The 16,607-nt window shown below is 65.0% G+C and carries 20 protein-coding genes and 1 riboswitch; of the genes, 18 read left to right on the top strand and 2 right to left on the bottom strand.

Annotation, left to right across the window (positions count from 1 at the left end; genetic code table 11):
- Positions 1-105 precede the first annotated feature (105 nt).
- Both ACYU0X_RS11615 and ACYU0X_RS11610 read left to right on the top strand, forming a co-directional pair.
- Positions 106-450: a hypothetical protein gene (locus ACYU0X_RS11615; protein ID WP_461900824.1), complete on the top strand. Its 345-nt coding sequence runs from the start codon at positions 106-108 to the stop codon at positions 448-450.
- Positions 451-486: 36 nt separating this feature from the next.
- On the top strand, positions 487-1,062 hold the full coding sequence (locus tag ACYU0X_RS11610) for a hypothetical protein (protein ID WP_461900822.1): 576 nt from the start codon (positions 487-489) through the stop codon (positions 1,060-1,062).
- A gap of 10 nt (positions 1,063-1,072) precedes the next feature.
- On the opposite strand, the gene ACYU0X_RS11605 is transcribed toward ACYU0X_RS11610, so the two are convergent.
- Entirely contained in the window at positions 1,073-2,266 is a 1,194-nt protein-coding gene (locus ACYU0X_RS11605; RefSeq protein WP_461900820.1) for an MFS transporter, read from the bottom strand.
- A 92-nt stretch (positions 2,267-2,358) separates the two neighbouring features.
- Between ACYU0X_RS11605 and ACYU0X_RS11600 the strand changes: the two genes are divergently transcribed.
- The 9 genes from ACYU0X_RS11600 to ACYU0X_RS11560 all read left to right on the top strand — a co-directional run bounded on the left by ACYU0X_RS11600 (position 2,359) and on the right by ACYU0X_RS11560 (position 8,957).
- On the top strand, positions 2,359-3,261 hold the full coding sequence (locus ACYU0X_RS11600) for a DUF4303 domain-containing protein (protein WP_461900818.1): 903 nt from the start codon (positions 2,359-2,361) through the stop codon (positions 3,259-3,261).
- A gap of 42 nt (positions 3,262-3,303) precedes the next feature.
- Positions 3,304-3,846 (top strand): GNAT family N-acetyltransferase, encoded by a 543-nt coding sequence (locus tag ACYU0X_RS11595; protein WP_461900816.1) that lies wholly within the window; start codon positions 3,304-3,306, stop codon positions 3,844-3,846.
- Positions 3,839-4,402 carry a tetratricopeptide repeat protein gene (locus ACYU0X_RS11590; RefSeq protein WP_461900814.1) on the top strand — a complete coding sequence of 188 codons (564 nt, stop codon included), beginning with the start codon at positions 3,839-3,841 and terminating at the stop codon, positions 4,400-4,402. Before ACYU0X_RS11595 ends, ACYU0X_RS11590 begins: the two co-directional genes overlap by 8 nt.
- Before the next feature lie 65 nt (positions 4,403-4,467).
- Complete coding sequence (locus tag ACYU0X_RS11585) at positions 4,468-4,932, top strand: acetyltransferase (protein ID WP_461900813.1); 465 nt, start codon at positions 4,468-4,470, stop codon at positions 4,930-4,932.
- Entirely contained in the window at positions 4,929-5,744 is an 816-nt protein-coding gene (locus tag ACYU0X_RS11580) for an alpha/beta fold hydrolase (RefSeq protein ID WP_461900811.1), read from the top strand. The genes ACYU0X_RS11585 and ACYU0X_RS11580 overlap by 4 nt, the downstream gene beginning before the upstream one ends.
- The gene (locus ACYU0X_RS11575; protein ID WP_461900810.1) at positions 5,741-6,706 is read left to right on the top strand and encodes an NAD-dependent epimerase/dehydratase family protein; all 966 of its coding nucleotides are present in this window, start codon (positions 5,741-5,743) and stop codon (positions 6,704-6,706) included. Before ACYU0X_RS11580 ends, ACYU0X_RS11575 begins: the two co-directional genes overlap by 4 nt.
- Positions 6,703-7,143 (top strand): OsmC family protein, encoded by a 441-nt coding sequence (locus tag ACYU0X_RS11570; protein ID WP_418907036.1) that lies wholly within the window; start codon positions 6,703-6,705, stop codon positions 7,141-7,143. The genes ACYU0X_RS11575 and ACYU0X_RS11570 overlap by 4 nt, the downstream gene beginning before the upstream one ends.
- 17 nt (positions 7,144-7,160) lie before the next feature.
- Positions 7,161-7,499 (top strand): YnfA family protein, encoded by a 339-nt coding sequence (locus ACYU0X_RS11565; RefSeq protein ID WP_459273726.1) that lies wholly within the window; start codon positions 7,161-7,163, stop codon positions 7,497-7,499.
- A gap of 237 nt (positions 7,500-7,736) precedes the next feature.
- Complete coding sequence (locus ACYU0X_RS11560; protein ID WP_461900807.1) at positions 7,737-8,957, top strand: mechanosensitive ion channel; 1,221 nt, start codon at positions 7,737-7,739, stop codon at positions 8,955-8,957.
- An 85-nt stretch (positions 8,958-9,042) separates the two neighbouring features.
- Here the strand turns inward: ACYU0X_RS11560 and ACYU0X_RS11555 are convergent, their stop codons facing one another.
- Entirely contained in the window at positions 9,043-10,059 is a 1,017-nt protein-coding gene (locus ACYU0X_RS11555; protein WP_461900806.1) for a GNAT family N-acetyltransferase, read from the bottom strand.
- Between the two features lie 80 nt (positions 10,060-10,139).
- Positions 10,140-10,250, top strand: a riboswitch (TPP riboswitch).
- On the opposite strand from ACYU0X_RS11555, the gene thiO reads away from it, so the two are divergent.
- The 7 genes from thiO (at position 10,247) to ACYU0X_RS11520 (ending at position 16,604) form a co-directional block, all read left to right on the top strand.
- Positions 10,247-11,374, top strand: coding sequence for a glycine oxidase ThiO (gene thiO / locus ACYU0X_RS11550; protein WP_461900804.1), 1,128 nt, complete (start codon positions 10,247-10,249; stop codon positions 11,372-11,374). (Overlaps the previous riboswitch by 4 nt.)
- Entirely contained in the window at positions 11,375-11,620 is a 246-nt protein-coding gene (gene thiS, locus ACYU0X_RS11545; RefSeq protein ID WP_459273722.1) for a sulfur carrier protein ThiS, read from the top strand.
- A 2-nt stretch (positions 11,621-11,622) separates the two neighbouring features.
- Complete coding sequence (locus ACYU0X_RS11540) at positions 11,623-12,429, top strand: thiazole synthase (protein WP_461900802.1); 807 nt, start codon at positions 11,623-11,625, stop codon at positions 12,427-12,429.
- Complete coding sequence (locus tag ACYU0X_RS11535) at positions 12,430-13,578, top strand: ThiF family adenylyltransferase (protein ID WP_461900801.1); 1,149 nt, start codon at positions 12,430-12,432, stop codon at positions 13,576-13,578.
- A gap of 30 nt (positions 13,579-13,608) precedes the next feature.
- The gene (locus ACYU0X_RS11530) at positions 13,609-14,142 is read left to right on the top strand and encodes a GNAT family N-acetyltransferase (RefSeq protein WP_418907029.1); all 534 of its coding nucleotides are present in this window, start codon (positions 13,609-13,611) and stop codon (positions 14,140-14,142) included.
- Between the two features lie 145 nt (positions 14,143-14,287).
- A complete protein-coding gene (gene typA / locus ACYU0X_RS11525) occupies positions 14,288-16,195 on the top strand; it encodes a translational GTPase TypA (protein ID WP_459273717.1) in 1,908 nt (635 codons plus the stop codon).
- Positions 16,182-16,604: a hypothetical protein gene (locus tag ACYU0X_RS11520; protein WP_461900798.1), complete on the top strand. Its 423-nt coding sequence runs from the start codon at positions 16,182-16,184 to the stop codon at positions 16,602-16,604. The genes typA and ACYU0X_RS11520 overlap by 14 nt, the downstream gene beginning before the upstream one ends.
- Positions 16,605-16,607 lie beyond the last annotated feature (3 nt).

Raw genomic sequence — 16,607 nt, 5'->3', positions numbered from 1 at the left:
TCCGTGGTACGCGGTTGGACGTGAGGTCGACATGTGACTTACGTCGGACATCTTCGTCGTTATGGTTGAACTAAGGCGAATATCTCGGCCGATGCCCTCTACGAAGTGACCTACCGTTCTACCTGGGGTGCCACCGATGGGCCGATAGGCCACCTGGTTATTCGCCGACTCGATGATCACGAGGTCGTCGCTGAAATGCCCGCGGCTTCGGAAGAAGAAGCTAGGGATCTCATTGAGCGTGCAGAGACTCAGGTCCGGGGCGATGCCTCCGCCTTCGAGAGCGCATGGGGGATTGCCGGGGAGCTGGCAGCCGACCCGGGGCCCGATGTTGTGCGGTTAGGGAGCCTGGTGGATCCCGCGCGTGATCGCGACACAGGTGATCGCATCACCGAGATCGATGGGCGCTTCACGATTTTCCCCGAAGTCCGCGACGTCTTCGCCGCCGATTAGCGGTGGCTTGCCTAAGAGCTACATCCACTTATCTCGGTGCGGCTCAATGCGTTGCAGCCGGGTATGCCCGGTGTGGTGCATTTCCTGAGTCCCGTCGCTGACCAACTTCTGTTCCAGCCGGCGGCCGGAGAGCACGGCGATTACATGGCGGAGAACTGGTTGATTTTTCAAGCAGATCACCAGGGGCGTTACCGTTACCTCGGTGACCCGGATGCGTCGAAACTAGGTGACTTATCGTCAGGCGAGCGTGAGCGGGCACAGACTGAACTGGCCGGTGCCAAGACACGGTGGGAGCGTTACGGTCGGTTGCTCTGGGGCGATGCCAACGACCCCGCGAAGCCTCGCGAAGGCTGGAACGATGACATCGCGTTCATCGACCAGCTGGGCGGAGAGCCCGGGTATGGAAACTGGACCGGCTATCCACCGCCGCGAGCGCTGAGCCTCGACACAGAGGACCCTGTTTCGCCGGTGCTGGCAACGGCCGCTGGGAAGCCGCTACGATTTATCGGCGCCACCGCCGGCTACCCGTGGCGGGACGCTGGGGCCGATGCGATCTTGCTTTTCGTCGAACCCGAATCCGGCCTCGTCGCGCTGACATTCGACTGGAGCTGAAGGTAGCGGCCTAGGTAATGTCGCGGAAATGCCGCCGGGTGACCAGCACGGCCAGTGCGGCGAGGAGAAAGAGACCGCCGGCGATCGCGAATGGTTGCTGATAGCCCAGCTGCCGAGCCAGCATACCGCCCAGCCCCGCGCCGATGATTAGTCCACTAATGCTGAACAGGCGGCTGACCGACAGAACGCGTCCCATGAGGGAGGGCGGGGTGATCTTCTGGCGCACGGAGGACGCCAAAATATTCCATACCACGGCATGCGCAATATAGAGGGCCAGCGCAACTCCCACGAGCACCGGATGGCCGCTCATTGAGATGGTCACAAATGCCGTAGCGCCAAGGAGCAAAGCGCCGATGAGGGTGTTTGCGTACCCGAACCGACGTCGAAGCGGTGCCGCGAGGATGCTGCCAAGCAGTCCGCCGAGGGCCGATGCGGACAGCAGCAGTCCGTAGCCAAACGGGGTGAGCCCCAAGGTACTCTGCGCGTAAAGCACGAGATACGAGAAGGGGATCATGTAACCGATGCTGGCTAGGAAACCGACGAGGACCAGAACTCGGGCCGCGCGATGATGCCATGTCCACCGCAGTCCCTCGACGATGCGCTTCGCTACGCGCACACCAGAGGCGTCCGGTGCGATCGGGGGAGGCTTGTAGTTTCCGCGGAGCGTCGAGAACGCTAGCCCGGCACCAAGAAAGGCGAGGCTGATCAACGCGGTCGGGGCCACGGCCGAGAGCGCAAAAGTCATGCCGCCGAGCGGTGGCCCAATGAACTCATCCACAACTATTTGGGTTCCGGCAATTTGTGAGTTGGCTCGGTCCAGCCGTTTGGTCGGGACTGCTTGTTGAACGATGGCGACGGCGGCGTTATCGGCCATCGTCTCCACGACCCCGAGCGTCGCATTGACGACGAGCAGCGCAAGGATCGTGACGGATCCCGAAAGGCTCAGGAGCGTCACCCCGGCGAAGAGCAGTGCCCGCGCAATGTTCGCCGAGTAAAGAATCCGCCGCCGGTCGAACATATCAACTATCACCCCGACACCGAGTACGGATAGCAGGCGCGGAAGTGAGTAGCTCATGGCCAGGGCCGCAATCTTGACTGGATCGTCCGTCACGGTGGTGGCCAGTAGCGGCACGGCGACGAATGCGAGGCCGTCGGCCAAGTTTGCCAGCGCGTTACCGGTCCAAAACCGGTGATAGTCGCGCATGGTGCTCCTCGGTTCGTGGTTTCTGGCTCTGTCAGCCAACGTAGTCAGCCTATCGGCACGTCCAGTCGTTGGGTGATGACATACTGGGTGTCATGAGCGGCGCAGCGTGGAAACCGAGCCCAACCGAGCAGCAGTTAATCGACGCGCTAGTCGAGGCCGTGCGTCACGCACTGCTGCGGCTGCGCGACGAGACCGGCGAATCGCCCCAAACCGTCGCGCTGGTGACCACCGGAGACCTGTTACGCCCGTATCTCAGTGTGACGCTCCCCGGCGAGGACCCATGGAATTTCGCCGACGCCCGCTTCGCCATCCTCGGCGACGAGCATCTGGCGAGACTCACCGAGCAGTGGGACTTACTCGGCGATCCGTCCGAGCTAGGACTGGCGGACCTCGACGGCGAGTTGGACCGACGGCTTCGCCTCATGGAACAGGCGCTGCGGGACATAGACTGCGCCGGAGCGTTCGGGCGGGGCGAGGCACGCCGCCAGGTTCTCCTGTTGACCGAAACCATGCCGCCGGATCCGGCGACGTCCGGCTCCACCCGTCGACTCAACCCGGCAGGAGACCTGCTTCAACGTTGGATCGAGCAGGCCTGCGAAGACCCCCGCCTGTCGTCGGACCTTGTCGCGGCCGAAGAATTATCCGACACTCCCAACCAGCTGGTGCCCGCGCCAACGAATGCGCTGGCGCAACTCTGGGGGAGGAGTCCGGGTCTCTATCTGGCCGATGGCACCACGATCTATGGGCCGCACTCGTTAGCCGAACGTAATGAGACCTTTGAGGTCGCCGAGTACGCACCGGGATGGGTGTTGATCGGGGACGACAGCGGCGGGATTGGCTACCTCATGCGCGCCGGTGGCGCCGTCTTCGAGCCCGCGCACGAACCGGCGGCCAGCGAAGTCTATGCGCTGGATCTCGGAGCGTTGGAAGAGGACGTAGCGGGTGTAGGTGACTGGGTGACCGATGACCTCTATGGATGGTTAGTTCGGCGATAAACGCCTGTTCACTTGCGGCGTCTTTGCTGGCAGGATGGGCTTATGCTCACCTTAGAAGAAGTCGACGTGAACGGCGCCGATCGCGCCGCCCTGCTGGACTTCATGACCAGCCACCACTTCCCCTTCCATGTGCGTTCTCAGCTCAGCGTCATGGACGTGCAGGAAATGATCGACGACGGCGACTTTCACGACGCGGAGCATGAGAGCCACTGGCTGATTCACCGTGAGCACGGGCGCATCGGACTTGTGCGCCTGGAAGACCTGGAAGATCCCACGCCGCTATTCGACCTGCGACTGGCCACATCGTGGCGCGGTCAAGGGCTGGGCGAGCAGGCGCTGACCGCGGTTACGAGCTATGTCTTCGGCCGTTTCGGCGAGGTCACCCGCTTTGAGGGGCAAACCCGTGAGGACAATATCGCCATGCGTAAGGTCTTCGAACGCTGTGGTTGGCTCAAGGAGGCTCACTACCGGGAGTCCTGGCCGGTAGCTGGCGCGCCGCCGGTCGCCAGCGTGGCCTATGCGATTCTGCGTCGGGACTGGGAGACGGGCACGACCACTACCTTCGAATGGAACGACCTTGACTGAACAGAGTCCGCTGTATGCCATCGACCCGGAGACCTTGGGCGAAGTGGCCACCGACCCGACGCGGATCCAGAAATTGCTGAACCAGCCGTCGCCGGAACTCGACGCGGCGCAACGTGTCGCGCTGTTGCGCATCGGCGGCAGGCTCGAGGAAGCCGAGCTGCTTGCGCTCACCCAACTCGATGGACCCACCGGGGTCGAGAAACTAGTCCGTCAACCTCGAGAGGCAAGTTCGTCCCAGGCTCGCTGGTTGCTGCGACTGGCCACCGTTTGGCAGTGGCAAGGCGCCTACGCGCGCGCCGATGAGTGCTATGGGGCGGCGCTCGAGTGTTTCATCGCGACGACAGAGCCCTCCGATCCGCGAGCTCACGCGATGGATGTGGCATTCGCCTATCAGCACTATGGCAAGTCGCTCTTCGAACAGGGAGATTACCGCGAGGCCGAGTCCTGCTTTGTACAGGCCGAGAGCTTGCGGCGCGAGCATCGAGCCGGGCAGGAGATGATCGACTCCTCGGTGTTGGCGTTACGCGCAACCCGGCGCCGTGGCGTAAACCTCTAGGCCACGGCCGGTTTCCCGTACCGCGGCAAATTGGCGCGAGCGCTGCTTCATCGTAGGCTGAGCCCATGCACACCGACCAAGCGTTGCAGTTGCGCGCCGCGAACCTCCCGGAAGATATTCCAGCGATACTCCAGATCTGGCGAAGCGCGGTGGAAGCCACGCACCATTTTTTATCGCAATCAGAGATCGGGGCGCTCGCCGAACTTATCGAAAATATGTATCTAGACCAGGTGCTGGTCACCGTGGCCCTGCACGGAGAGAAGCTCGTGGGATTCAGCGGCCTCGCCGACGGCAGGCTGGAAATGCTGTTCGTCGCGCCGGAGGCCTTCGGTTGCGGGGTGGGGAGCGCGTTGGTGCACGAAGCGCTCGCCGCGCATCCGCACCTTGAAGTGGATGTGAATGAGCAGAACCCGCAGGCACACGGCTTCTATACGCATCTGGGTTTCGAGCAGATCGGGCGCAGTGAACTCGACGGGCAGGGTAACCCGTATCCGCTGCTACACCTTCGCTATAGCGGACCACGCCAATGAGTATCGGCGGTGCCCCGGTGCTACAACGCGGATCCGGCATTCCGGTGGTGATGGTGCATGGCAATGGGGTCGATCACCGTTGCCTGCTCCCGTTGGACCCTGCCTTCGCGCAGCCCGGGGTCTTTCGTCGGGTCTACGTCGACCTACCCGGTTTCGGGCAAACCCCGGCGCTGACCGACCGTGGCGGCCTGCCGCAGCTCGCCGACTGGCTCGAGGGCACGGTGCGGGAGGTGGTTGGCACGGAGCCCTTTGCGATCGTCGGACAATCAATGGGCGGACTCTTGGCCACCGAGATCGCCGACCGCCTGCCCGGGCAGGTGCTGGGCGTGGGCCTGTGCGCGCCGGTGGTGTACCCGCAGGCCGAACGGCGCACCCTGCCCGAACGGTGCATCTTGCACTCCGAGCCGCGACTACTGGCTAGCCTTTCCGCGGCCGATGCGGAGAACTATGCGGAAATGTCGGTGGTGCAAAGCGAGGCGAACTACCAGCGCTTCGAACGCTTCGTGCTTCCCGGAATCCGGGTGGCGAACGTGCGGGCCATGGCGAAGCTGGCCCGTGAGTACACTCTGCCAAGGCTGCCGGTGGAGGGCGCTGGCCAATGGCCGCACGGGGTGATTATCACCGGTCGGCAGGATCATGTGGTCGGTTACCAGAATCAACGAAGGCTCCGCGACCGGTTCGCGACGGTCGAGCTTGTCGAACTGGACCGAGCCGGACATAACGTGCACATTGATCGGCCGCGGCGGGTGCTGGCGGCGATGCGTAATTTTGCGGCCGCAGTGGCCGCCGAGGCGAAGGAGACGGGACAGTGAGCCAGCAACGAATCGTGATTCTAGGCGGTACCGGGGCGATGGGTGCGGCCACCGCCGCACGTTTCGCCCGTGCCGGCTGGCGGGTCGAGGTGACCGGGCGGAACGCGGAGTTATTCCCAGAGCCACTGCGAGAGCTCGGGGTGCGCTTCCACGCCCTTGACCGGGCTGATACCGCCGGGATCGGCCAGTTGCTGTCAGGTGGCGCCGATCTATTGGTGGACATGGTGTGCTTCGACGCCCAACGAGCCGATGAACTGTGTCGGTGGGCGGTCGACTGCACATCGAATGCGGTGATCTCCTCGCGTGCCGTCTACACCGACGCGGAGGGACGACATGTCAACGCCGAGCAGCCACCCGAGTTTGCCGGGCCGGTACCCGAATCCCAGTCCTGCGTCGCTCCCGGCGCACGGGATCTGGACCCGTTCACCCGAGAGGGCTACGCCCCGGGCAAACGCGCCATGGAGCTACGGGTTCTGGAGAGCGGGGTGCCGGTTAGCGTGCTGCGCCCGGGAAAGGTGCACGGAGCCTGGGCCCGCAACGCACGCACCGCTGGGATCGTCGAAGCCATGCAAGGAAACCCGCCTGAGCTTCGGGTGTCGAGTTTGGAGTCGGTGCAGTCGCTGACTGCGGCGGCCAACGTGGCCCAACTGCTCGAACTCGTTGCCGCTCACCCCGCGTCGCGCGTGCTGAATGCGGCCGATGCCCACCCGGTGACGGCCCGCGCGATTTTTGAGCGGATCGCGCACACGGTGGGCTACACAGGGGAGGTGCAAGAGGCCGGAGATGGTCCGTCCACTCTCGCTAATCCCTTTGCCTCGGCCCACCCGTTCGAGCTGGATACCAGCGCCGCGAAAGAGCTGGGGTATCGCCCGGCGGATAGCTTGTCGCTCGTGGCCGAGGAGGTGCAATGGGTGCTGGATTCCCAGCGTGCCGGGGCGCTTCATGGGAGGATGGGAGCATGAGTGAAAATACCCGATCCCTTCGTGAAGTGAGCGTCGAACGCACCGAATCCTGCCGCTACCGGGCGACCAGCGCCGAAACCGGTGCCAGCGTCGAATTCGGTCAAGGGGAGGGGCTGCTGACCCCGGTGGAGCTACTGCTGGCCGCCATTGCCGGCTGCTCGGCCATCGACGTGGATGTGGCGACCACCCGCCGCACCGAACCGGAGAAGTTCGAGGTGGCCGCCAGCGGGTACAAGGTGACCGAAGATGGGGCCAGCAAAATGGAGGACATCACCATGTCCTTTGACCTGAAGTTCCCGGATACCGAGGACGGACGCAAGGCCCGGGGTATGGTCGAGCGCATCGTGAAGCTCTCCCACGACAAGTACTGCACCGTTTCGCGCACCGTGGAGCACGGCGCGAGCGTGCGGAGTATCGTCGAAACCGATCAGGCGTAGCCCGAAAGCGTAGCGCAATGAATTCCGAGGTGCTTCGATCGGTGGCCCTGTTCGCACTGGCCGCGCTCGCCGAAATCGGCGGGGCCTGGCTGGTGTGGCAGGGGCTGCGCGAGCACCGCGGCCTGCTCTGGGTCGGGGGCGGGGTGGTGCTGCTGGGTCTCTATGGCGTGGTGGCCACCCTGCAGCCGGATGCGAATTTCGGACGTATCCTCGCGGCCTATGGCGGGGTGTTTATCGTCGGCTCGCTGGCGTGGGGTGCGGTGCTCGATGGGTACCGCCCGGACCGGTTTGACCTCATCGGCGCCGCCATTTGCCTAGTGGGCGTCGGCGTCATTATGTACTCCCCACGAGGCTAATCTTCGCTGGGTGAAAAGCCTCCATGGCTCCTTGCTGAAAGTTTCATGAACATGGATCCGTAGCGATTTCCGGGGATGTTCCTCGCAGATCGTGGATTTTGCCAATATTTGCCACGGATTTCGCGCTTGGGTTGAGTTCCCACCGTGTATTGCGTCGTTCGTGCTCAGTATTCTGCCCTAGTCAGGGCGGACTCCTCGTCGTAGGGTCAAAGGTGTCCCCACGTTTAAGGAGCAGTGATGCAAACTCAGAACGTTTTCGGCAACATCGATTGGGCGCTGTTGACACAAAGGGTTGTCACCGCGCTGATTATTCTCCTCGTCACCTGGCTTTTGGCCAAGATCATCAAATGGGCCATCGGCAAGCTAGTGACCAGGGTGAAATTCCTTCAGAAACAAGGCAACGACGGAGCGCAACTAGGCCAGTCACTTGGCAAGGTCGCGAGCCTGATCGTTTGGTTATTCGGCTTGGTGGCCATCCTGCAGCTGTTCTCGTTGACCGAGGTACTGTCCCCGGTGCAGAACCTGCTCACAGGGGTTATGGCCTTTATCCCGAACCTTATTGGTGCGGGCTTCATCTTCTTTATCGGTTACGTAATCGCCAATATCGTCCGACAGCTGGTTGTCACCGCGCTATCGACCGTCGACTTCTCCGCCCTGGTCAAGAAATTCTCCAAGGACCGCGAGGAGCTCGATGAGGCCGCCAGCCGCGAGGCCCAAGGCAAGATCGTCGACGTCTTGGCTAACGTTCTATTTGCTCTGATCCTGCTGGTCGTGGCCATTGCCGCCCTGCAGGTGCTGGGTCTGGAAGCTATCTCCGGTCCTGCACAGCGCATGCTCGAACTGGTACTGGCCGCTATCCCACAGGTGCTGATGGCACTGGTGCTGCTGGCCATCGGTATCATGATCGCCAAGTTCGTTGGGCAGCTGCTCGAATCCACCCTGCACGGGGTGGGCACCGACCGGGCCGTCGCCGGCTGGGGCATCGTGCCGGAGGGGCAGAGCGCCTCGGGCATTATCGCCACCATCGTGCGCATCGCCATTGTGCTCTTCTTCGGTGTGATGGCCGCACAGATGCTGAACTTCCCGGCGATCACCAACATCCTCAACGAGGTGCTGGCCCTGGGTGGCCGGGTGCTCTTCGGTGGCCTGATCATCGCCGCCGGTTTCGTCGTGGCCAACGTGATCAGCAAGTTCATGGCCGACGGCACCGCCTCGAAGATCGTGCGCTACACCGCGATCGCCCTGTTCGTGGCCATGGGCCTGCGCTACATGGGCCTGGCCGATTCGATCGTGAATATGGCCTTCGGCGCGGTAGTCATCGGTGCGGCGCTGGCCGCGGCACTGGCCTTCGGTCTCGGCGGACGCGACGCAGCGGCCAAGGTGCTGGCCAAGTCCAAGCTGGGCGAGGACAACGGACCTAAGGGTACCGACCTGCCGGATACCGATCCGTTCCGCTAAAGCTGAGGCTCGATCAACCGACGATCGGCACTATCGGGGGATCGCCCACCACACGGTGGGCGGTCCCCTTGCCTTTGCCCGGTAATTATTGGTGCAAGGGCAGCTCGCGTGCCGAGGCCGGCCGTGGGTCACTGGCCAGCCGGGAGTACAGCAGGGTATCCACGCGCTGCCCGTCAATGAGGAACTTGCCGCGCTCGCGGCCCTCGCAGATGAATCCGGCCCTTTCGGCCACGCGGCGCGAGCCCGGATTATTCACGCGCAGGCCCAACTCGAGCCGGTGGATCCCGTGCGTGTCGAAAAGTACCCGAGCCAGGGTACGCAGCGCCGCGCTGACCACACCGCGACCCCGGTACGCGGCGTGCATCCAGTACCAGACCCAGGCGTTGTTATTGGTGGCATCGATCCCGGCGCTGACCAAACCGGCCAGCCCGTCTTCGGTGGCGATGGCCAGTGGGAGCTGAAGGTTGGCCGGATCCAGCAGCCGGGCCACATACTGCTCGGCTTCGGCCATGGTGGTCACCTGACCTTGCCGAGCCATGGCCGCGGCGTCCGAATCAAAGGCCGCCAACACCGCCTGTGCGTCCTCCGGTTCGAGGGGGCGCAGGAAGATGCCGTCGTGTGGTGCGGCGGGGTGTGCCGCGGTAGAACGTGGTGCGTCGTCGGCATTAGGTTGCTCTAGCTCTGCGGCGGCTGCGGGTAGCGGCTCGCTGGTCGCCGTACCCTGATGAAAGAGCAAACGCCATTCGCCCTCGTGCTTTTGCCACAGCGAACTGCGGTGGGCAGGTACCGAGCCGGTCTCGGAACGCCAGCGCAGCAGCGCGGTCTGTGGGGCCAGCAAACACAGCTGCGGTGCAAGCACTTTGCCGGGGACCCCAGGTCCGGCGTCGGCGGCGGGCTCAGCTTGCAGCAGGGCCACGATGGCGGCGAAATCATAGCTGGTGCCCGAGACGCCGACCTCGGTGAAGTGCGGGTGCAGCAGCTCGCGCAGGGACTTTTCGTCGTGCCGCACGGCCGGATCCAGTAGCCGTGCCTCACTGGCGGTCAGGTGCTCGACGAGGGGAGCGGCGGGGTCGAGAATCTGCGGAAAATCCGTGTGCTGCATGATCACAGTAGATCACGCCGCGAGGCTAAATGCTCACGTCATGGAATTTCGCTTAGTGAGCGGGCTCATGCTTATAATCGCAACAACTTCGCGGGAGCCCACCGATTGGAACGTGGGCTGAGAGGGCCGAACGCCGACCGCCAGACCTGATGCGGGTGATGCCGCCGTAGGAAGGAAGTGTGCCGTCGTGCATATTCTCGTCGTGGGCGCCGGAATCATCGGCCTCGCCACCGCCTTCGAACTCAAAACAGCCGGGCATACGGTCAATGTGATCGACCCCGACCCGGCCGGTGGGGCCAGCCACGCCGCCGCCGGCATGCTTGCCCCGGCCGCCGAAACCGTCTGGGGCCAACACACCCTGCACCCGTTGATGGTGCAGGCCGCCGCCGACTACCCTCAGTTCATCGACCGCATCGAGGCGATCACCGGAGAGCGCCCGGACTACCGGGATAACGCGACACTCGTGGTGGCCGCCGAGGCCGCCGACCGGCAGGCCTTGAACGAACTCGAATCCTTGCAACAATCCCTGGGGCTGCGCACCGAACGGCTGCTGGGTTCGCAGGCCCGGGCGGCCGAACCGGCGTTGGCGGCCAATATTGCCGGGGCCATGCGCTTTGCCGACGATCATCAGGTCGACCCACGCTCGCTGACCGCTATCCTGCTGCGCTACCTGCACGCCGAGCTGGTCCGCGAGCAGGCCATCGAGGTGCTCCGCGAGGCCGGAACGATCAGCGGGGTACGCCTCGCCTCGGGGCGAGTGGTTGAAGGCCACTGCGTGGTATTAGCCACCGGACTCGGTGCGCTGGCCGGTGCCCCGGAGCTACCGCTGCGTCCGGTGTACGGCGACATTGTGCGGCTGCGCCCGCACGGCGGACGGCCGCTGATCGAGCACACGGTGCGCGGGATCGTCAACCGCCGCCCGGTCTACCTGGTGCCACGCCGCGACGGTTCGCTGGTGCTCGGGGCCAGCAGCCGCGAAGACGGCCGCGCCGAGGTCAATGTGGGGGCGTTGCACACCCTGCTCGACGATGCCCGGCGACTGGTGCCCGGGGTGGCCGACGCCTCGCTCCTGGAGGTGATCGCCCGGGCCCGGCCTGGCACCGAGGACGACGTACCCATTATCGAACGCGTCGAGCAGGGCCTGGTGGTCTCCACCGGCTACTTCCGGCACGGGATTCTGCTGACTCCCTTCGCCGCCAAGGCCACCGCCACCCTCGCCACCGGCGGGCAGCTGCCCGCCGCCCAACAAACCACCCTGTCCCTGAGCCGCTTCACCGGCGGCCACCTGCCAGCCCAACCCGTGGAGGCAACCTAAATGCACAGCATCGACATCCAGCTGAACAACCAGGCGCACAGCGTGCCAGCCGGCAGCACCGCCCGCGACCTGATCGCCACGCACACCGGACGTGCACTGGGCGAGGACGGGCGTGCCGTGGACGGCAGCCGCCTCGGGGTCGCCCTCGCCGTGAACGGCGCGGTGCTTCCGCGCGGCAAGTGGGCCAGCTACGCACTCTGTGCCGGGGACCGCCTCGATATCGTCACCGCAGCCCAAGGAGGCTAATCATGAGCACCATCGACCACTTGGCTACCGACACGTTTGAAATCGACGGGCAGCAGTTTAGCTCGCGGCTCATCCTCGGCACCGGCGGGGCCAGTTCGCTGGCCAGTGTCGAACAGGCGCTGGAGGCCTCCGGCACCGAGATCACCACCGTGGCCATCCGGCATTTCGCCGCCGCCGGCTCCGGGTCGGTCTATGAGCTACTGCGCCGCAACAACGTGCGCCCGCTGCCGAATACCGCCGGATGCTTCACCGCCCGCGACGCGTTGCTCACCGCCCAACTGGCCCGCGAGGCGTTGGAAACCAACTGGATCAAGCTCGAGGTCATCGCCGACGAGCACACCCTGCTGCCCGATCCGATCGAGCTGTTTAGCGCCGCCGAGCAGCTGGTGGCCGAGGATTTCACGGTCTTCGCCTACACCAACGACGACCCGGCCCTGGCCAAGCGTCTCGAGGATGTGGGGGTGGCCGCCATCATGCCCGCCGGTTCACCGATCGGCTCCGGGCTGGGCATCCTTAACCCGCACAATATTTCCACCATCGTCGCACGCAGCAACGTGCCGGTGATTCTCGACGCCGGGGTGGGCACCGCCTCGGATGCGGCGTTGGCCATGGAGCTGGGGTGCAGCGCGGTGCTGCTGGCCAGCGCGGTTACCCGCGCGCACAACCCGGCGCTGATGGCTCAGGGGATGCGCGAGGCGGTGCGCGCCGGGCGTGCCGCCCACCTGGCCGGGCGAATTCCGCGCCGTGACGTGGCGCTGGCCTCCTCACCTGCCGAGGGCATGATGCAGACGCTGGTCGGTGAACTGTAGATGCCGCTGCCCCCGTTGGTGGCCCCCGGTCCGCCGCTGTCACCGGATGAGCTGGCCCGCTACGCCCGGCATCTGACCCTGCCCGGGGTCGGTCCCGAGGGGCAGCGCCGCATCCGCAACGCCAAGGTGCTGCTGATCGGCGCCGGCGGACTGGGTGCCCCGATCCTCCAGTATCTGGTGGCCGCCGGCCTCGGCGAGCTGACCGTGATCGACGACGACCGCGTGGAAGCCTCCAACCTGCAGCGCCAGGTCATTCACCGCGAGGCCGACGTGGGCCTGGCCAAGGTGGACTCGGCGGTGCAGGCCGCACACCGGTTGGATGCCGGGGCGCGCGTCACCCCGATCTCCGGCCGACTCACACCGGCAAACGCCCTAGAGCTCTTCGCCGCCCACGATCTGGTCATCGATGGCACCGATAACTTTGCCACCCGCTACCTGAGCAACGACGCCGCCGAGCTGAGCGGTACCCCGCTGGTGTGGGGCACGATCTTCCAGTTCTACGGCCAGGTCTCGGTGTTCGCCCCGGGGCACGGTCCGATGCTGCGCGACTTGTTCCCGGAGATGCCCGACGCCGACTCGGTGCCCAGCTGCGCCGAAGGCGGGGTCTTCGGCGCGCTGTGCGGGGTGGTGGGCGCGACCATGGCCACCGAGGCGCTGAAGCTCATCTGCGGGGTGGGCGAGCCGCTCATCGGACGGCTGTGGTGCTATGATGCGGCCGCGGCCCACACCATGACCCTGATGCTTGAAGCCGACCCGGACCGTGAACCTGTTCGGGAGCTGGGCCAGTACCAGCAGGTCTGTGCCGCGCCCCCGGCAACCGTGCGCGACCTGCAGGTCGGCGAACTGGCCGCATTGCAGGAAGGCGCGACGGTGCACCTGGTGGATGTGCGCGAGAGCTGGGAACGCGAACTGTTGGCCATCCCCGGCAGCATCCATGTGCCACTGGACCGGGTCCTGGCCGAAGGGTGGGCGGCGTTGCCGGACGCGCCGGAAGATCGCGTCACCGTGCTGGTGTGCAAGACCGGGGCACGTTCACAACGTGCGGCCAGCGCGCTACTGGCCGCCGACGCGCAGGCCACGGTGCTGAATCTGGCCGGCGGTACCCTGCGCTGGGCCAGCGAGGTGCGCGGTGAAGTTCTCGACTACTAGTACTGCTCGCTGATCTGCAAGGATGAAAGGGTGAGTGAAACGAATCGACTAATCATCCGCCAGCTGCGGCCCAGCGATCGGCAGCAGGCCGAAGCCCTGCATGAGCAGTTGCTGGCCGACGAATTCGAGTTCCTCGTCGGACGCGGTGAGCAGGAGTCCTTCGCCGACTACGTGGCCCGGCAACTGGCCAATGAGGAGGGCCGCGACATTCCCGAAGGCTGGGTGCGTGCCGGATTCTATGTGGCCGAACGCGACGGGGAGCTGCTGGGCCGGCTCGGCGTACGCTATGAACTGAACGCCTTCCTCGCCTCGGTGGCCGGCCACCTAGGCTACGGGGTGGGCCCGGCCTACCGCCGCCAAGGGGTGGCCGAGGCGCTGGCCCGCTTCGGCCTGCAGCGGCTCCACGCCTCCGGCGTCGACCAGGCGCTGATCACCTGCGACGAGTCCAATACCGGGTCGCGGGCCACCATTGAAAAGGTCGGCGGCCGCCCCGATCGGCAGCAGCCGACGGTTCGTCGTCATGACGGCGGAACGACGCTGCGGTTCTGGGCCCCCACCGGCTGAATAGCACCGCCAGATACCCGCGCGCTGTTGCGTACAACACGCTGACGCGGCTTTTTTGGTGGGAGCGCGTAAAATAGAATCTTGGGTCAACTGTGGCCCCGACCCAATGACCCTAAAACTCTCTAGCGGAAGTGAGCCTTCACGCATGTCAGAAAACACGACGATTCGCGAAGATCTTCGCAATGTTGCCATCGTGGCCCACGTTGACCACGGAAAGACCACCCTGGTCGACGCCATGCTGCAGCAGACCGGTGCGTTCTCTTCGCACGGTGAAACCGAAGACCGCGTGATGGATTCCGGCGAGCTGGAGCGTGAAAAGGGCATCACCATCCTGGCCAAGAACACCACCGTGTTCTACTCCGGTCCTTCCGCCGAGGGCAAGAACCTGACCATCAACGTGATCGATACCCCGGGTCACGCCGACTTCGGTGGCGAGGTCGAGCGCGGCCTGTCCATGGTCGACGGCGTGGTGCTGCTCGTCGACGCCTCCGAGGGCCCGCTGCCGCAGACCCGCTTCGTGCTGCGCAAGGCGCTGGCCGCGAAGCTGCCGGTGATCCTGGTGGTCAACAAGACCGACCGTCCCGACGCCCGCATCGACGGCGTCGTCTCGGACTCCATGGACCTGCTGCTGGGCCTGGCCAGCGACCTGGCCGACGAAGTTCCGGACCTGGATCTGGACTCCGTGCTGAACGTGCCGGTGGTGTACGCCTCGGGCAAGGCCGGCCGCGCCTCGCTGACCCAGCCGGCCGACGGTTCGCTGCCGGACAGCGAGGACCTGGAGCCGCTGTTCCAGACCATCCTGGAGCACGTCCCCGCCCCGTCCTACGAAGAGGGCGAGGTCCTGCAGGCGCACGTGACCAACCTCGACGCCTCCCCATTCCTGGGCCGTCTGGCCCTGCTGCGTATCTTCAACGGCACCCTGCGCAAGGGCCAGCAGGTTGCTTGGGCCCGCCAGGACGGCGAGCTGAAGACCGTGAAGATCACCGAACTGCTGGCCACCAAGGGTCTGACCCGCGTGCCGGCCGAATCCGCTGGCCCGGGTGAAATCGTGGCCGTGGCCGGTATCGAAGACATCATGATCGGTGAAACCCTCACCGACCTGGAGAACCCGAAGCCGTTGCCGCTGATCACCGTGGATGACCCGGCGATCTCGATGACCATCGGTATCAACACCTCCCCGCTGGCCGGCCGCGTCAAGGGCGCAAAGGTCACCGCACGCCAGGTCAAGGACCGCCTGGACAAGGAACTGATCGGTAACGTGTCGCTGAAGGTGCTGCCGACCGAGCGTCCGGATGCCTGGGAAGTTCAGGGCCGTGGCGAGCTGGCGCTGGCCATCCTCGTGGAGCAGATGCGCCGCGAAGGCTTCGAGCTGACCGTGGGCAAGCCGCAGGTTGTCACCAAGATGATCGACGGCAAGGTGCACGAGCCGATGGAGCACATGACCATCGACGTGCCCGAGGAGTACCTCGGCGCGATTACCCAGCTGATGGCGTCGCGCAAGGGCCGCATGACCAACATGTCGAACCACGGCACCGGCTGGGTGCGCATGGAATTCATCGTTCCGGCCCGTGGCCTGATCGGTTTCCGTACCCGCTTCATGACCGAAACCCGAGGTGCCGGTATTGCCGCGTCCATCGCCGAAGGCTTCGAGCCGTGGGCCGGAGCCATCGAATACCGCATCAACGGCTCCATCGTGGCCGACCGTGCCGGTGTGGTGACCCCGTTCGCCATGATCAACCTGCAGGAGCGCATGAGCTTCTTCGTGAAGCCCACCGAAGAGGTGTACGAGGGCATGATCGTCGGCGAGAACTCGCGCGCCGATGACATGGACGTGAACATCACCAAGGAAAAGAAGCTCACCAACATGCGTGCCGCATCCTCGGACAGCTTCGAGAACCTGACCCCGCCGCGCACCCTGACCCTGGAAGAGTCGCTCGAATTCGCTCGCGAAGACGAGTGCGTCGAGGTCACTCCGGAGGCTATCCGCATCCGCAAGGTCATTCTGAACGCCACCGACCGCGCAAAGGCTGCCCGCAACCGTGCCCGCGCCTAACACGCGTGCCAAGGGCGGCACTCTCGGCGGGCTGTGGCGCGCCGGGGTGGCCGCCCTGGTCGGCGCCGTGTTTGGAACGCTGGCGCATGCCTCGCTGACCTACCTCGGGGACATTCCGTTGCCCTGGGGTCTGGCCTTGGCCTGGGCGTTGCTGGGGGTGCTGGTCTATTGGGCCACCGTCGCCAGCGGCAAGCTCTGGGCCGGAGCCTTGAGCCTGCTGCTGTGCTACGTGCTCGTGGGAGCGATCTCCTTCCTCGGCAATGACCAGTTGATTCTGTCGATCGGGTACCTGCAGTATTTGCCGGCCCCGACCGTGGTGTCGTTGCTGTGGATGTACGGGATGATCATCCCCGCGGTCATTGGCCTGCTGCGGGCCCTGAAGGTACTGCGGCTACGGCGCGCTGGCTAGCGT

Source organism: Glutamicibacter sp. X7, assembly GCF_054889245.1.
This window is presented reverse-complemented; position numbering and strand designations above follow the sequence as displayed.

Excerpts from the sequence above, each read along its gene's own strand:
- ACYU0X_RS11605 (WP_461900820.1), bottom strand. The coding sequence starts at position 2,266 with ATGCGCGACTATCACCGGTTTTGGACCGGTAACGCGCTGGCAAACTTG.
- ACYU0X_RS11600 (WP_461900818.1), top strand. The coding sequence starts at position 2,359 with ATGAGCGGCGCAGCGTGGAAACCGAGCCCAACCGAGCAGCAGTTAATC.
- ACYU0X_RS11595 (WP_461900816.1), top strand. The coding sequence starts at position 3,304 with ATGCTCACCTTAGAAGAAGTCGACGTGAACGGCGCCGATCGCGCCGCC.
- ACYU0X_RS11585 (WP_461900813.1), top strand. The coding sequence starts at position 4,468 with ATGCACACCGACCAAGCGTTGCAGTTGCGCGCCGCGAACCTCCCGGAA.
- ACYU0X_RS11580 (WP_461900811.1), top strand. The coding sequence starts at position 4,929 with ATGAGTATCGGCGGTGCCCCGGTGCTACAACGCGGATCCGGCATTCCG.
- ACYU0X_RS11570 (WP_418907036.1), top strand. The coding sequence starts at position 6,703 with ATGAGTGAAAATACCCGATCCCTTCGTGAAGTGAGCGTCGAACGCACC.
- ACYU0X_RS11565 (WP_459273726.1), top strand. The coding sequence starts at position 7,161 with ATGAATTCCGAGGTGCTTCGATCGGTGGCCCTGTTCGCACTGGCCGCG.
- ACYU0X_RS11560 (WP_461900807.1), top strand. The coding sequence starts at position 7,737 with ATGCAAACTCAGAACGTTTTCGGCAACATCGATTGGGCGCTGTTGACA.
- ACYU0X_RS11555 (WP_461900806.1), bottom strand. The coding sequence starts at position 10,059 with ATGCAGCACACGGATTTTCCGCAGATTCTCGACCCCGCCGCTCCCCTC.
- thiS (WP_459273722.1), top strand. The coding sequence starts at position 11,375 with ATGCACAGCATCGACATCCAGCTGAACAACCAGGCGCACAGCGTGCCA.
- ACYU0X_RS11540 (WP_461900802.1), top strand. The coding sequence starts at position 11,623 with ATGAGCACCATCGACCACTTGGCTACCGACACGTTTGAAATCGACGGG.
- ACYU0X_RS11535 (WP_461900801.1), top strand. The coding sequence starts at position 12,430 with ATGCCGCTGCCCCCGTTGGTGGCCCCCGGTCCGCCGCTGTCACCGGAT.
- typA (WP_459273717.1), top strand. The coding sequence starts at position 14,288 with ATGTCAGAAAACACGACGATTCGCGAAGATCTTCGCAATGTTGCCATC.